9 protein-coding genes, 1 rRNA gene and 1 pseudogene are annotated in these 14,364 nt (G+C 64.1%); 4 read left to right on the top strand and 7 right to left on the bottom strand.

What is annotated here, in order from left to right:
- Positions 1-190 precede the first annotated feature (190 nt).
- Positions 191-1,531, top strand: coding sequence for an ATP-grasp domain-containing protein (locus tag AC6H1L_RS00335; RefSeq protein ID WP_497599560.1), 1,341 nt, complete (start codon positions 191-193; stop codon positions 1,529-1,531).
- Positions 1,532-1,667: 136 nt separating this feature from the next.
- Here the strand turns inward: AC6H1L_RS00335 and AC6H1L_RS00330 are convergent.
- Together AC6H1L_RS00330 and AC6H1L_RS00325 are read right to left on the bottom strand one after the other, a co-directional pair.
- Positions 1,668-3,137, bottom strand: a pseudogene (locus tag AC6H1L_RS00330) (CUAEP/CCAEP-tail radical SAM (seleno)protein); the annotation flags it as partial.
- Complete coding sequence (locus AC6H1L_RS00325) at positions 3,134-3,460, bottom strand: oxidative damage protection protein (protein ID WP_497599559.1); 327 nt, start codon at positions 3,458-3,460, stop codon at positions 3,134-3,136. The gene AC6H1L_RS00325 and the pseudogene AC6H1L_RS00330, both read right to left, overlap by 4 nt.
- Positions 3,461-3,524: 64 nt before the next feature.
- Here AC6H1L_RS00325 and AC6H1L_RS00320 point away from each other — a divergent pair, with 64 nt between their 5' ends.
- Positions 3,525-4,571, top strand: a complete 1,047-nt coding sequence (locus AC6H1L_RS00320; RefSeq protein WP_497599558.1) for a methionyl-tRNA formyltransferase — start codon at positions 3,525-3,527, stop codon at positions 4,569-4,571.
- Positions 4,572-4,600: 29 nt separating this feature from the next.
- Here AC6H1L_RS00320 and AC6H1L_RS00315 read toward each other — a convergent pair whose 3' ends face one another.
- The 4 genes from AC6H1L_RS00315 to AC6H1L_RS00300 form a co-directional block, all read right to left on the bottom strand.
- Entirely contained in the window at positions 4,601-5,017 is a 417-nt protein-coding gene (locus AC6H1L_RS00315) for a response regulator (protein ID WP_497599557.1), read from the bottom strand.
- 443 nt (positions 5,018-5,460) lie between these two features.
- The gene (locus AC6H1L_RS00310; protein ID WP_497599556.1) at positions 5,461-5,967 is read right to left on the bottom strand and encodes a universal stress protein; all 507 of its coding nucleotides are present in this window, start codon (positions 5,965-5,967) and stop codon (positions 5,461-5,463) included.
- 116 nt (positions 5,968-6,083) lie between these two features.
- Positions 6,084-7,394 (bottom strand): SLC13 family permease, encoded by a 1,311-nt coding sequence (locus tag AC6H1L_RS00305; protein WP_497599555.1) that lies wholly within the window; start codon positions 7,392-7,394, stop codon positions 6,084-6,086.
- Between the two features lie 240 nt (positions 7,395-7,634).
- Positions 7,635-8,321: a hypothetical protein gene (locus tag AC6H1L_RS00300; protein WP_497599554.1), complete on the bottom strand. Its 687-nt coding sequence runs from the start codon at positions 8,319-8,321 to the stop codon at positions 7,635-7,637.
- A 345-nt stretch (positions 8,322-8,666) separates the two neighbouring features.
- Here AC6H1L_RS00300 and smc point away from each other — a divergent pair, with 345 nt between their 5' ends.
- Together smc and rrf are read left to right on the top strand one after the other, a co-directional pair.
- A complete protein-coding gene (gene smc / locus AC6H1L_RS00295; protein ID WP_497599553.1) occupies positions 8,667-12,539 on the top strand; it encodes a chromosome segregation protein SMC in 3,873 nt (1,290 codons plus the stop codon).
- Between the two features lie 192 nt (positions 12,540-12,731).
- Positions 12,732-12,848: ribosomal RNA gene (gene rrf, locus AC6H1L_RS00290) — 5S ribosomal RNA — on the top strand.
- A 232-nt stretch (positions 12,849-13,080) separates the two neighbouring features.
- Here the strand turns inward: rrf and AC6H1L_RS00285 are convergent.
- Complete coding sequence (locus tag AC6H1L_RS00285) at positions 13,081-14,250, bottom strand: aminotransferase class V-fold PLP-dependent enzyme (protein ID WP_497599552.1); 1,170 nt, start codon at positions 14,248-14,250, stop codon at positions 13,081-13,083.
- Positions 14,251-14,364: the final 114 nt, after the last annotated feature.

Below are 14,364 nucleotides of genomic sequence, written 5' to 3'. Positions count from 1 at the left end.
CTCCCCACTGTCCTCTCAGGCCGACCAGCGTGAGCCAGGCCAGCCGTCCAGCTCGCGTCAGCCGCGCTGGTCAGGAATCACAGCGTTGGGCTATCCTTGCCCTCGCTGCACAGTGCGGGAACGAATAGATTCCTTGGCTCACTCACCGAGCTTTTCGCTCTGTTTTTCCGAGAGATAGGCAACGCATACGATGAATAGCCAGTCACTACAGTCACTGTCGCTATCGCAGCCGCAGACGGAGGCGCGTAAACGGGTGCTCCTCCTCATGACTCCGGCGACCTACCGCGGGGGGGCCTTCGCTAGTGCCGCTCGCCGTCTTGGCCTGGAAGTGGTCGTCGGCCTGGACACTCCGTCTGGTCTGGTAGCAAGTTGGCCGGCGGAAGTGCTGGCCCTTGACTTCAAGGCCCCGGAGGAGGCAGTAGAGCGCATTGTCTCGTTTGCTCGCGAGCGACCGCTACAGGCTGTGCTCTCGGTGGATGACAGCGCCGTCGAGCTGGCAGCACTAGCCAGCGAGGCTCTGGGCCTGCCCTGCAATGCGCCCGCTGCTGCTGAGGCGGCGCGCGATAAGTATCTGATGCGCCAGCGCATGGCCGCGGGCGGCGTCCCTTGCCCGGTCTTCCGCCATTTCCCCTTGACGGCTGACCCCGAGGCCTGCGCGCGCATGGTCAGCTATCCGTGTGTGCTCAAACCCCGGCGCCTCTCGGGCAGCCGCGGCGTCATTCGGGCCAATACACCAGCGGAATTCGTCTCGGCTTTCCACCGTCTCAAGCGTATCTTGCTGACGGAGGGCTTTGACGAGCAGTCCACCGGTTTTCTGGTCGAGGACTTCATTCCTGGCTTCGAAGTGGCCCTGGAGGGTCTCTTGACCGGCGGACGCTTACAGGTGCTGGCCTTGTTCGACAAGCCAGACCCACTCGACGGGCCCTTTTTCGAGGAGACCATCTATGTGACTCCCTCGCGCCTTCCCGGCGCCGTTCAGGAGGCGATTCGGAGCTGCGTTGAGCGGGCGGCGGCGGCCATCGGCCTGCGCGAGGGTCCGGCCCACGCTGAGCTGCGGGTCAATGAGCAGGGGCCGTGGATGTTGGAGATCGCTGGCCGCTCGATTGGTGGGCTATGCTCGACTATCCTGGAGTTTGGGGCGGGCATGTGCCTGGAGGAGCTGATCTTGCGGCATGCGCTGGGGCTGGAGCTGCCCTCGCTGGAGCGCCGCCCGGAGGCCGCCGGTGTCATGATGATTCCTATCCCCAGGGCGGGCATCCTCAAGGGCGTCTATGGCGTTGAAGAGGCCAGGCAGGTTCCGCTCATTACTGGCGTTGAGATCACGGCTCCCCTCAACAATCCGCTCGTGCCCTTGCCAGAAGGGGCCAGTTATTTGGGCTTTATCTTCGCCCGCGGCGACTCGCCCGCCGCGGTAGAGCAGGCTCTGCGTCGCGCTCATGGCTGCCTGCGCTTCGATATCCGCCGTGAACTCCCCATGCTCAATGCTGGTCTGTTTCCGTCCACCTCACCCACAGGCCCAGGCCACCCTTGAGCGCGAGCTGCTCCGGGTCCGCTTCCCGGCGCTGTGGTGTGATACGGGGCGGCCTTGCCTAGTGCCCCGTACCACAGCACCTGGAAGAGGTGCAGCTCACCGCCTGCTCCTGATCAGTTTCGCCACAGCACGCATTGAGATGGCTGCGGATCGGCTCTGCGCAGCAGAACCAGCTTTCGGTGAGGCGTGGCGGGTGCCTTGGCTCTCCATAGCGCTTCCGGGCCGCCGCGCGATCGAAGGGGCGCCCAGCAACGGCCAGCGCCTCCTCCTTGATCTGGAAAAAGGTCTCGACGGGGTCCCATCCCTGCTGAGCCCCTTCCTCGGCGAGAGCGGCTACGCGCTCTTGCAGTTCGTCCATTCGTGGATCAGGATGGCGCCAGCGATAGCTGTAGGCTGTCTCATCCAGTTCCCCCAGCCAGGCCGGCCTCTCTTCGCTCTCCAGGAGCGCCGAGCCGGGCGGGATGAGCAGACGAATCGAAAAATGCACCGGATCAACCTGTTCCACAAGATGGCGCGCCTCAAAGAAGTCGAGCAGCGCAAGGTAGCTTTCCAGGGTCTCCCACGGCGAGAAGGGCAGGAGTGACGGGCGCAGCGTGATCCCCACTTCTTCCATGAGGGCAAAAGCTTCGACCGCATCCGCGGCGCTGTGGCCCTTGCGCAGGCGACGCAAGACCTCATCGTTGAGCGACTCGACAGCCGAGACCACAAAGAGACAGCCCAGCTCGCGCAGTTCGGGCAGCAGATGGCGATGCTTGAGCAGGTGCTCAATCTTGATGGTTGCGTCGAAGGTCACTGCGGGAAACTCTCGATGGAGCGCCCGCGCTATGCGCAGCGCATGGGTCGGTCCATTGAAGAAATCGGGGTCCCCAAAGGTGATATGGGTCGCTCCTTGCTCCACCTGGGCGCGGATATCCGCTAACACCACTTCCTGGGGCACCGCAAAGAAGCGCCCGCGGTAGACGGGTGTGATCGGGCAGTGCAGGCAGGTATGTTTGCAGCCGCGCGTTGTCTCGGTGTAGCCGGCCAGATGGGTGCGCCCGTTCCATTCCAGGCGGGCATAGCGCTGCAGCTCGGGCAGGCCATGCCGCTGCGGCACAACAAAGGTCGGTCGCTGTAGCCAGGCTCCTACCCGCCGCTCGCGCGTCCGTACCCCCGGTACTTCGGGCAGCTTGCGCGGGAGACGGCCCGGGTCTGGCCGCTGGCCGTCTGCCTCTCTGGCCTGCTCTTCTCGCTCCAAGGCTCTCACCAGCGCGAGCAGCGGCTCCTCATATTCGCCGCCTAGCACAGCATCGGCCAGGTCGCGCAGCAGGTAGTCCGCATTGAGCAGGGCGTAGAGACCATAGAAGCAGAGATAGACTTGGGGATGAATGGCCCGAATCCGACGAGCCAGGGCCTCCCCCAGGCGCAGCGCTGTATGCATGGGGACCGAGATCGCTACCAGGCGGGCCGCCCGGATCTCCTCCTCCGCCAGTGGCTCGACGGCGCAGTCAATGGCCCGGGGCTGATAGCCGGCCTCGCGCAGGCGCGCCTGCAGCGTGGCCAGGGCCAGCGGCTGATGCCCCAGCTCGTAGCAGGAGAGCAAGAGGATGGCACCAGGTGCTTTCATTTCTTGCGCGCTGGTCCGCCGCCCTTGCGGCCTGGTCCCACGCCAACCCCGACATCTTCGGGAATCCAGCCCTCCGGCTTCTTCTCTTCCTGACTCCCGAAGAAGAATTCTTCCATTTGTTCGCGCAGAAACTTGCGCGCTTCGGGATCGGCCAGGTTCAGCCCGTAGTGGTTGATCAGCAGCGTGCGCTGGGTCTCCCACATGCGCCAGGCTTGCTCTGAGACGTGCTCGTAGATGCGCTGACCTAGCTCTCCTGGCAGCGGCGGTTTCTCTAGCCCGGGCAGTTGGCGGCCCAGCTTGACACAGTTGACCATTCGTGGCATGGTAGATACCCCACGCTTTCCCTGAAAATGCTGTCTGGCTACATGGTATCCAATGCTGAGACCAATGTCAAATGAGAGAACCGGGACTGTACCGCCCTCCTCGCAGGGGCCACGCGTGCTCTTCTTTGGAATGGAGGGGGTCTTCTCTGCGCTGCCGCTGCAGGCCCTTCTGCGAGCGGGCGTGACGGTCTGCGCGCTCGTGGTGCCTGCAAGCTGGCGCCAGGGCCCCGCGGACCAGCCCAAGGGGCAAAGGCCACCCCCGCTGCGGCCCCTGCTGGCTCCCACCTCTCGGCATGGCGCCCGCCCGCTCCTGCCAGTGCTCAATCGTGCGCTGGCTGTCTCACCGGTTGCTCTGGCGCTGCAGGCTGGTCTGCCTGTCTGGGAGGTGTCCCGTCTGCAGGCGGAGGAGGCCATTGCCACCCTGGCCGCCTATCAGCCCGATGTCCTCTGTGTCGCCTGCTTTCCCTACCGGCTGCCCGTTCCGCTGCTGACGCTCCCACGTCTGGGGGCCATTAATCTGCATCCGTCGCTGCTTCCTGCTTTGCGCGGACCAGAGCCGCTGTTTTGGGTGTTTCGGGAGGGACTCAGTGAAACGGGGGTGACTGTCCATCTGCTGGAGGAGCGCCTGGACGCCGGCCCGATTATTGACCAGGAGCGCATCGGGGTGCCTGATGGGATCACCTACGCTGAGTTGGAGCGTCGCTGCGCGCTCTGTGGGGCCCGGCTTCTGGTACGGGCGGTCCAGGCTCTTGCTGCGGGCACCGCTCGGAGCTATCCCCAGGATGAGCAGCGGAGTAGCTACCGTCCGGCCCCGTCTCCGGCGGATCTGCTTGTCCCTGCCTCGGATTGGCCTGCCCGCCGTGTCTATAACTTCATTCGTGGGGTGGCCTCTTGGGCCGGGCCTCTCCCCGTCACGAGTCAGCAAGAGATGCTCTTTGCCAGCGATGCGCTGGCCTGGTGGGACCCCAGCGCCGGGCGCCCTCTGACCTCTCTCCCGGGCGCTCTCCCGGCGACCGAACGGTTGCTTCCCTGCGGCAGCGGCCTTGTCCACCTGCGCCTCGCCTCTGGCGAGGCTGCTCACGCTGTCCCTGCCTCTCCTGAGCAGTCCTGAGACGCAAGCCGCTTCGCGGGAGAAGCCGCTCAGCGCGCTGCGGGGCCACTCCCGAGCAGGCGCTCGATCGTTTCAAGCAGCTCATCAAGTTCCAGGGGCTTGCTCAGCCCCACGATCTGCCGCTGCCGGATCTCTTGCTCAGGGAGACGGGCACTGACCAGAATCGTTGGAATCGAGGCCAGGTCTTCCATCGTCTGCAGCTGGTCAAAGAGTTCAAGGCCATTCATTCCCGGTAGCTGATAGTCGAGAATCAGCAAGCCGGGCTTAATTGAGCGCATGGCCTTGAGCGCCTGAAAGGCGTCATGGACCAGCAGCACGCGGTGCGGGGTCTCTTGGGAGATTGCTTGGACCAGGAAGGCGCCGATACCGTCATCATCTTCTACGATGAGAATCGTTTTTGCCCCGGCCTTCTCTTCCGGCAGCTGCTCCTCACGCTTGTGTGACATAGGCTCATCTCACAATCAGTGCACGGCGCAAGAGCCTATGGCTGCGCGGATCGCCTGCCACTCCCCGGGGGCCTTCTGGTGGAGTGGTGCCATCTGTGCCGGCTCTTTTCGCCCGGAATGGCGCGCCCTATTTCGGTCTCTACCGAAATTTCCGAGCGCTTTACGATTATATCACGCTGCGGCAATCCTTCCAGAGCCAATTTCACCGGTAATGGCCACTCTACAAGCCGCTCCACGTCTCTCTGTTTGCGTCACGCTCCTCTGATCGGTTGGTACCGTCGGATGGGGGAGCCGACGGCGGCCTGCTTCAGCAGGCGCCGCTGTGCGCGGCTGGCCAGGGCTGGTCTGCCTGGAAGAGGCCTTCAGAGTCTTTCACGCCCGGCGGGGGCCTGCTGTTTCAGTCCCTGCTGCCTGCCTTGTCTGGCTCTCTTTCGTTGCCCTGCTCAGGCAAGGCCCTCTTTGCGGGGTGCCAGTGCCCCGCGGAGGAGCAGGACCGGACAGCCCGCATGGTCCAGCACAAAGCGCGCTACGTGGCCTACCGAGGCCGGCCCATGCTCGGGCTCTCGTTCGCCACGCGGTGAACGCGCGCACAGGATGATCAGGGTGGCCCCCCACTCCTGGGCACAGCGTACAATCTCTTGCTCGGCTCGCCCTTCACGCTGTAGTAGCTCGGCTCCACTCACGTAACGCGCCCCTTCCTGTAGGATCTCCTGCGCCGTCTCGCGCTCCACCTGACGCAGTTGCTCCTGTCGCGCGCGCGGCAGGTGGGGAGGGCGCAGAAAGCGCTCCCGCCGTCGTTCTAGCTCCCCCAGCGGGCGCGTATCGATGACATAGAGCAGGCCCACTTGCAGCCGCTGCTCGCCAGCTGAGGGCCAGAGTTGCGCGATTGCCTGTCCCAGCAGCTCGGCATTGACTCCGTCGAGACAGCCCAGTATACGTAAGGTAGACACAGCCAGAACCTCCCTTCGGTTTTGGGACCTTGGCCACTGGTGGCCTGCAGGCCACGGCGGGCGCAGGACCCGCTCTGTCTGCGGCTGACGTCCTTCCCCTCTCGCTCTTCATCGCTTCAGAGCAGCAGCCAGATCAGGAAGGCTCCCACCAGCAGCATCGGAGGAGTCACCAGGATACCTACCTTGAAGTAGTCCAGGCCGGAGACCTCCAACTGCCGTTGACGCAGAATGAGCAGCCAAAGCACGGTCGCCAGTGAGCCGACGGTGGTCAGGTTCGGCCCCAGGTCGCAGCCGAAGATGGTCGCCGCGACAAAAGCGAGCTGGGTCGTCGGAGCAAGCTGGCCGTGCAATGCCTGCAGTGAGGCACTCAGGACCACAGCCATCGGCACATTATTGATCAGATTCGTCCCGAGCGCGGCTCCGAGTGTCCCCACCAGTACCGCTCCCAGGGTGCTCCCTCCCGACAGGTGGAGCAGCAGCTCCCCAAAGAGGCGCGTCAGGCCGGTCTCTTCGACGGCCTGGACGATGATGAACATGCCGGCGATAAAGCCAAAGAGGGACCAGGAAATGTGGCCGGCTAGCTCGCGTGGTCTGAACTGTTGCCAGCGCAGCGCTCCTACCAGCAAGAGGGCCGCCCCCGCCAGGGCAACACAGGAAAGGGGAAAGCCACTGGCTGAAGCAAGGACGTAGGCCACCGCTACTGCGATGAGCACTAGACAGCAGTAACGGAAATAGCCCGGCACTTTGATCGCTTCTTGGGGCGAGGGCAGGCGCTTCAGGTCAAAGCTTCCTCGCACCTCACGCCGGTAGAGCCAGCAAAATACCCCGACGTTGATGGCGATCACCGCTAACGCCGGTAGCCAGAGCAGGCGCAGAAAGGTCCAAAGGTCAAGCTGAAAACGCGAGAGCACCAGGATGTTGATGGGGTTGCTGACCGGCAGCAAAAAGGAGGCTGTGTCTGCAATAAAGGTACAGGCAAATAGAAAGGGAATGACTGGCAGACGCAGTCGCGTTACCAGGGTGTAGACTACGGGCGTCAGGATCAAGGCGGTGGCGTCATTGGAGAGGACCAGTGAGATCAGGCTGCCGATCAGAAAGACGTTGAGCAGCAGCAGTCGCGCTCGCTGGCGCGCCAGACGTGCGGCGACAATGGCTAGCCAGTCAAAGAGGCCGGCCTGATCAGCGAAGGCCGATAAGGCCATCATACCGAGAAAGAAGAGAAAGACATTCCAGTCGCCCAGCAGTGTCTGAAGTGCTACCAGGGGACTGATCAGGCCGAGCAGTAGCAATAAGGCGGCGCCAGCCAGGGCAATCAGCGCCTCGTTCCAGCGGAAAGGGCGCGTCATGATGCCGACCAGCGTCAGCAGGGCAATCAGCGTTGTGAGCAGCGTCCGGGTCAGTGCCGGCAGCGGAACCAGAAAGAACATGGGTGAGCGCTTGCCAGGTGATTCCGACGGGCGGCCCCGGGCCTTCCTATCCCAGTCGCTTCCCGTCTGCGTAGCGAGCAACGCCGTAGCGCGCAGGACCTGAACCCGCGCGCCGCGGCTAGGAGCGCCAGGCCTTGAGCCTGCTGGCTGTTGATAGCCGCTCCTTTTGCCTGCAGGATAGCAGACGGCCAGGCTCAACGTCAAGCCAGGCTCGCCCTGGCCTCTGCCCTAGCCCGCACCTCAGTGCCGTTGCACAGGTGGCTGTGGCTCGGGCGGCCCCGATCCCGGTGGTCTTGCTGGCCCAGGCTTCGTCGGCAGGCGCAGGGCTGGCGCGAACGATCCCGGTGGCAAGACCGCCGGCGCCGGTTGCGCTCCACCGGTCGCCGCGATGGGCTGGCGCGTGGGCTCTTTTCGCCCCCGGCGTCCCCACAAGCTGATCCCTCCTCCCACGGCTATGGCTGCCCCTGGCAGGCTGATGGCTGCGCCAAGAGGCCAGTCGTTCTCGTAAAAGCCTTGGGGATGCTCTCGATAGAGCGTACTCGTGAATGCTTGGGTCACTGTCCCATTGAGATCGTAGAGCGTCAGGGCGACAACGGTATAGGCCTGCCCGACGAGGTGGGTCCCCATGCGGGCCTGGACATCAATGGCCGTGCTCTCGTCGGGACGATAGACTAGCCCGACCAGCATCAAATCTTTCAGGGTGGCTGTCCCCCTAATCGGCGGCGTGAAATCTTGTTCCCTCACCAGATAGAGGGTGGGACTTCCTGCGAGCTGTAGATAGCCCTCATGGGTCTGCGGGTCTGAGAGATAGTGGGCAATTGCGGCCCGCCCACTACTGCGGTAGGTCACCTGATGCGATTGCCAGCCTACCAGCAGACCCAGGCCCACTACCAGTAAACCAGTCAGACAGATCAGCCAACGCAGCATCTCTCCTCTCTCCTCCTGGCGCTCCTTTTCATCTTCAGCGAGCGGCTGCCTTGTCCACCTCGGCCCTGCTCTTTGCCAGGCGCCCGGTCAACAGGCAGGGTCCTTTCGCAAAGGAACTCCATAGAGAGAAGTATATCCTATCCTCTCAGCAGGTGCCTCTGCCGAGCGCAGCCTAGCGCTGGCTTCCTGACAGCCCCGCCTCCCTGGCGTCTTCTCATCTTCCACCCCAGCCAGCAGAGAGGGCCTGGTCCCCGTCCTGTGCTCTCGACGGCAGGCCCGCGGCTATGGTATCATCGGGAACACGACACACGAGAGCATCGTGGTACCACAAGCCAGGAACAAGCGGTGTATCTGAAGCGTCTGGAGCTACTCGGCTTCAAAAGCTTTGCAACGCGTACCTGCCTTGAGTTCAGTCCGGGCATTACTGCCGTCGTTGGACCCAATGGCGCCGGCAAGTCCAATATTGCCGATGCCATTCGCTGGGTTCTCGGTGAGCAAAGCATGCGCCAGCTCCGAGGCAGGAAGAGCGAGGATATTATCTTCGCCGGAGGGCATGGCAAGGCTGCCCTCGGCATGGCCGAGGTCTCGCTGACCATCGATAATAGCACCGGCTGGATGCCCTCGGAATACAGCGAGATCACGGTGACGCGGCGCAGCTACCGCTCCGGTGAGAACGAATATTTCATCAATAAGCAGAAAGTACGGCTCAAAGACGTCTTACTGCTTCTGGCCCAAGCTCGCATCGGCCATGACTCCTATACTGTCATCGGGCAGGGCCTCATTGATGCCGCTTTAAGCTTGCGCCCCGAGGAGCGGCGGAGCCTCTTCGAGGATGCCGCAGGCATCCGCCCCTACCAGGTGCAGCGCGCCGAGGCCGAACAACGCCTGCGCCAGACGGAGGCCAACCTGCAGCGCCTCCATGACATCGTCAATGAGATCGAGCCCCGTCTCGGACCGCTCGAAGAGCAGGCCAGACGCGCTCGGGAATATGCGCGCCTGCAAGACGAGCTGCGTCAGGCACTGGTGGCCTGGTACCACCTGCAGTGGCACCGGCTTGAGGCCGCCGCTGCGCGCGCCGAGGCCGCTGAAACTGAACAGGCAGCACGCCTGCGGCAGCTAGAGCAGGCGCTGCAGGAGGCTGAGCGCTTGCGCAGCGAGCTGCTGCGCCTGCGCCAGGAGGCCCAGCAGCAGATTAGCGCTGCTCGCCGTGCTGCTGGCGAAGCTACAGGCCAACTGCAGCGCCTGGAACGCGAACTGGCGGTCGCTGAGGAGCGGGTGACGGGCATGCAGCGCCAGCGTGAGGAACAGCAGCGCCAGGAGCGTCAGCTCCGCGAACGCCTCATCGCCACCGAGCAGCGTCTGACCGATCTGGAGGAGGCACGCGAGCAGGCACGTGAAGCCCTCGATGAGGCGGCTCAGGCCCTTGCCTCACTAGAGGCGACGGTGGCCCAGGTTCAGAAGGAGTATGAGCTGGATGAGCGCCGTCTGCGGGCGGCCCAGAACGACCTGATCCAGACTCAGGCCCGTCTTGGGGCCGCTCAGACCGAGCTGGGACGCCAACAGAAGCACCTGGGAGAGCGCAATCGCACATTGGCGACACGCCGCGAGGCTGTGGCCCAGGCTCAGCAGGCCTTGCGCTCTCTAGAAACGCGCCTGGCTGAGCAGCGCTCGCAGCTTCAGGTGGCGCGCGATGAGGAGCAGCAGCTGACGCAGCGCAAGCAGGCGCTGCAGCGCCTGCAGCAGGAGGCCCAACAGGAGCTAGAGCGCCTCAAAGGCTTGGTGGCCGAAGCTGAGCGCACGCGGCGGACGCTGGCCGACCGTCTGGCTATGCTCCGTAACTGGCAGCGCGATCTCAGCGGCTATAGCGAGGGCGTGCGCGCCCTCCTGCGTGCCCCGCGCGAACAGGTGCCGGGCCTGATCGCTCCCCTGCCGCGCCTGCTCCTGGCGCCAGCCGGGCTGGAACGTGCCATTGAGGCAGCGCTCGCTGAGGCCCTGCAGGGAGTCGTCGTCAGCACACGCGCCGAGGCTGAGCGCTGCCTGAGTTACCTGGAGCACCAGCGTGCTGGGCGCGCCTTGCTGCTCTGGCTCCATGAGACGTCACCCTCTCCTGGTTCCGTAGCCTCGCCGGCGGCGCTTCCCCCTCAAGCTGATCAGGAGCGGGCCGCTCTGGAGCGGCTCCTTGAGCAGTCACCTGACCTGCGCCCGGGGGTGCTGGGCCTGGCCTGGCAGTTCACGGAGTGTGAAGACCAGTACCGGCCTCTCTGCTATCGCCTCCTCACAGGCGTCTTGCTGGTCGAGGATCTCTCGACCGCCTCGCGGCTCCAGGCTCAGGCTTCAGCCTTCTCTTCCTGGGCGGGGTGTCCCCTGCGCGCCCTGGTGACGCGTAAAGGCGAGGTGCTCTCTCTGCAGCAGGGCTGGCTGAGCGGCGGACACGCCCAGGGCGAGCAAAGCGGCGGCCTTCTCCACTATGAACGCGAGCTACGCGAGTTACCGGCTCAGCTCGAGGCCCAGACGGCCCACATCGACCGCCTCAATGGGCTGCTCAGCGAGATCCAGCGGGCCCAAGAAGGGCGGCGCGCCGAACAGGCTAGCCTCGATCGTGAACTGCAGAAGAACGCGGCCCGCCTGCAGGAGCTGAACCGGGCTCTGGCGCATAGCGAGCGTGAGCAGGAGCGGTTGCAAACGGAGCTGAAGATGGCAACCTCGGTTGAGCAGCAGCTTGCGGCGGAAATTGCCGGTCTGGAGCAGGAACTGCAGGCCACGCGCGAGCGTGTCCAGGCCCATGAACGCGCTCAACAGGAGCTGCAGGGCCTGGTGGAGGAGTTACAGGCCCAGGTTGAGGAGCGCGCCGCCGTCTACCGCCGTCAGCAGGAGGAGCTGGGGCGTCTGCGTACGCAGATGGCCGTCAAACGCCAGGAGGCCAAGACGCTGGAACGCCAGGTGAGCGAGGTTCAGCAGCAGCTACAGGAGCTCCGTACTCAGCTTGACCAGCAGCAGCTACGCCTGCGCCAGGCCGAAGAGCAGCAGCAGCGCTTGCGCGAGAGCATTGCCCGCCAGCAGGGCGAGCTAGAGCAGGCCCGTGAACAGGCCCGCCAGGCGGGCCTGCGCGTCCAGCAGCGCGAGCAGGCCCTGCGCGAGTTGGAGCAGCGCCTCGCAGCCAGTGAGCAGGAGCTAGCCGCCTTGCGCCAGGAGCAGAGTCAGTGTGAGGTCCTCTATCGGCGCTGCCTCTTGGAGAGCCAACGGGCTCGCGATGCCCTGGAAGCTCTCCAAAGCCAGCTTCAGGAGGATCTGGGCCTCAATCAGCCCCAGGAGTTGAGACAGCTGCTCTCTCAGCTTGCCCCCCCGTCCGCAGAGGAGGCCGAGCGCGCAGAGCACGAGGAAGACGAGGAGGCAAAGCTGCGTCGCTTGCGTCGCCAGATTGAGCAGACTCGCAGCCGTCTCAAAGCTCTCGGTGGCTGTGATCCCGATGCCCCGCGCCAGTATGAGGAGGAGCGACAGCGCTTTGAGTTTCTCAGCTCCCAGATCGCCGATATGGAGCAGGCTGCCGAGCAACTGCATACCATCATCGGCCAGCTCGACGCTACGATGACGCGCCAGTTTGAGACCACCTTCGAGGCGGTCAATGCTCGCTTCCGCGAGCACTTCCGTACTCTTTTCAATGGCGGTCAGGCGCGTCTGGAGCTGGTGACCAGCAAGGGAGGAGAGCGCTCTTCGGAAGGCGCAGAGGGTCGCTCTGCCGGCAGACATAGCCCCAGCAGTCAGGCTGCCCGGAACGGACACGGGGCCGCGCCAGAGGAAGAACCGGCCAGCGCTGAGGAGGCGGCCAGCATGGCCCGGAGCGGCCTCCCCTTCGGGGTTGAGGTCATTGTCCAGCCCCCCGGCAAGAAGGTGCAGGATCTCTCACTGCTCTCAGGTGGCGAGCGCGCCCTGGTCTCGGCTGCCTTGCTCTTTTCGCTCCTGGAGATCAATCCACCCCCGTTCTGTCTCCTGGACGAGGTCGACGCCGCTCTTGATGAGTCCAACGTTTCGCGCTTCTGCGACATTCTGAAGCGCTTAGCCGAGCGGACGCAGTTCATCGTCATTACGCATAATCGGGTCACCATGACCGCCGCTCAGGCCATCTATGGGGTCTCGATGGGCAGCGATAGCGTCTCGCGTCTGGCTTCGTTGCGTCTCAGCGAGGCGGAGGCCGTGGTCGCACGCCAGCGCTCTGGCTGAGTGAGGCTCCCCTCCTGGCCTTGATCCTTCTTCTCAGGCGGCGGTCAGTGCTCACCGGCGAGTGCCGGCCCCGGCAGGGTATCGGCCCACCTCTCTCAGGGTTGATACCGCTGCCGCTTCCCTCTTGACAAAACTGGCCTCGCCATGCTACTATACCTTACGCCAAGTGCAAACGCCTGTGAGGGCAGGCGAATCGGCGACTCTAGCGGAGAGGAAACACCCGTTCCCATCCCGAACACGGAAGTTAAGCTCTCCAGCCCCGATGATACTGCGGGAGTGGTCCCGTGGGAAAGTAGGACGTCGCCGCTTCACCTGCCCTCATGGGCATTATCTGTTTCGCCCAATCCCATACTCCTGGTGACCAGCCTGACTCCCTCCCTCCTTCCTTCTCTCTCTTCGCTGCCGGCTTCCCATCTTCGCCACCTGGCTTCCGCTCGCCCTGGCCAGCATGGATGAGAAGGGCGGGCTAACGACCGGGTGGACTGGCCGCAGAGCTGGGCTTGCCATTCCCCTGCTCGCCGTGCCCCGCCCGCCCTCTGAGCTATGAGGACCAGGCTCGTAAGATCCCGGCCACCCTCTCTAGTTCTTCTTCGGTATTGTAAAAGCCTGTCGAAAGGCGGAGGGCCTGTCGCTCAGGAATGCTCCGAATGAGCACATTGTGTTCTTGTGCCAGGCGACGGACCACCGTTTCCGGTTCCGCTCGCTCAAAGGTCAACGAGAGCAGGCCGCTCGCTCCCGGCTGGGGTGTGAGAATGCGCACCCCCGGAACGTCGCTGAGGAGGTCGGCGGCGTAGCGATTGAGGGCCGCAATTCGCTCCTGGAGCCAGTGGTGTCCGACCTCTTCGGCCAACCAGCGCAGCACCCGACTCTGTCCCACCAGAGCCGCGGTCTGCCTTCCGCCTAGCTCAAAGCGCTGCGCCGTCTCGTGCAGCTCCCAGGCGCCGCTTTGCTCGTGCTTGAGCGAGTAGTAGCCAACATAGGTCGACTGCACTTGACTTAAGGCTGTGCGTCTCACATAGAGGCCCCCTGTGCCGTCTGGACCGCATAGCCATTTGTGCATCGGGAAGGCGTAGAAGTCGACGTCTAGCGCCTGGACATCGACGGCGATCGCCCCCGCGGCTTGCGCTCCATCGATCAGCACAGGCACCCCGTGACGCCGCCCCAGGGCTGTTACTGCGCTCACATCAAAACGGGCCCCGGTCATATAGGAGACGTGCGAGAGCACGATCAGGCGCGTCCGCGGCGTAATCAGCCGGGCGATCTCCTCCACTGCCGATCGTTCCCCTCGCTCCCCTAGATCGGCGATCCGCAGGCGTATTCCGTAGCGATCGCGTAGCTGGTAGAGTGGGGCCAGCGCGCTGATATGCTCGTGGTTGGTCGTAATCACTTCATCGCCTTCTCTCCAGTTGAGACCAAAGGCGATGATGTTGAGCCCCTCGCCGGTGTTGTCCGTCAGGGCGATCTCTTCTTCGCTCGCGTTGAGCAGCGTGGCACAGCGCTGTCTGGCCTCTCGATAGCAGGCCAGTAGGGAGGCCTGGGCTTCCGCTCCAAGACGTCCCTGGTGCCATTCCTCCTGGAGCCGCTCATGCATGGCTTCAACCACACAGCGTGGCAGCGGCCCAAAGGTCCCTGTGTTCAAATACGTATGCGCCGTCGTCGCCGGCATGGCTTCACGAATCGCCTGGAGCCTCTGTACACCAGAATCGCGCAAGGCCGTACTCCTTTGCTTTGCTCTGCTCGCTTGGCTTGGGAATCTCTCTGGCCTCCCTCCCTTGTATCGATCAATTTCTCTGCAAGGGAGGGCAAACACCCACATTATATGACA

Source organism: Thermogemmatispora argillosa, assembly GCF_059696725.1.
Note: the sequence above shows the minus strand (reverse complement) of the source record. Positions and strands in the feature narration are given on the sequence as shown.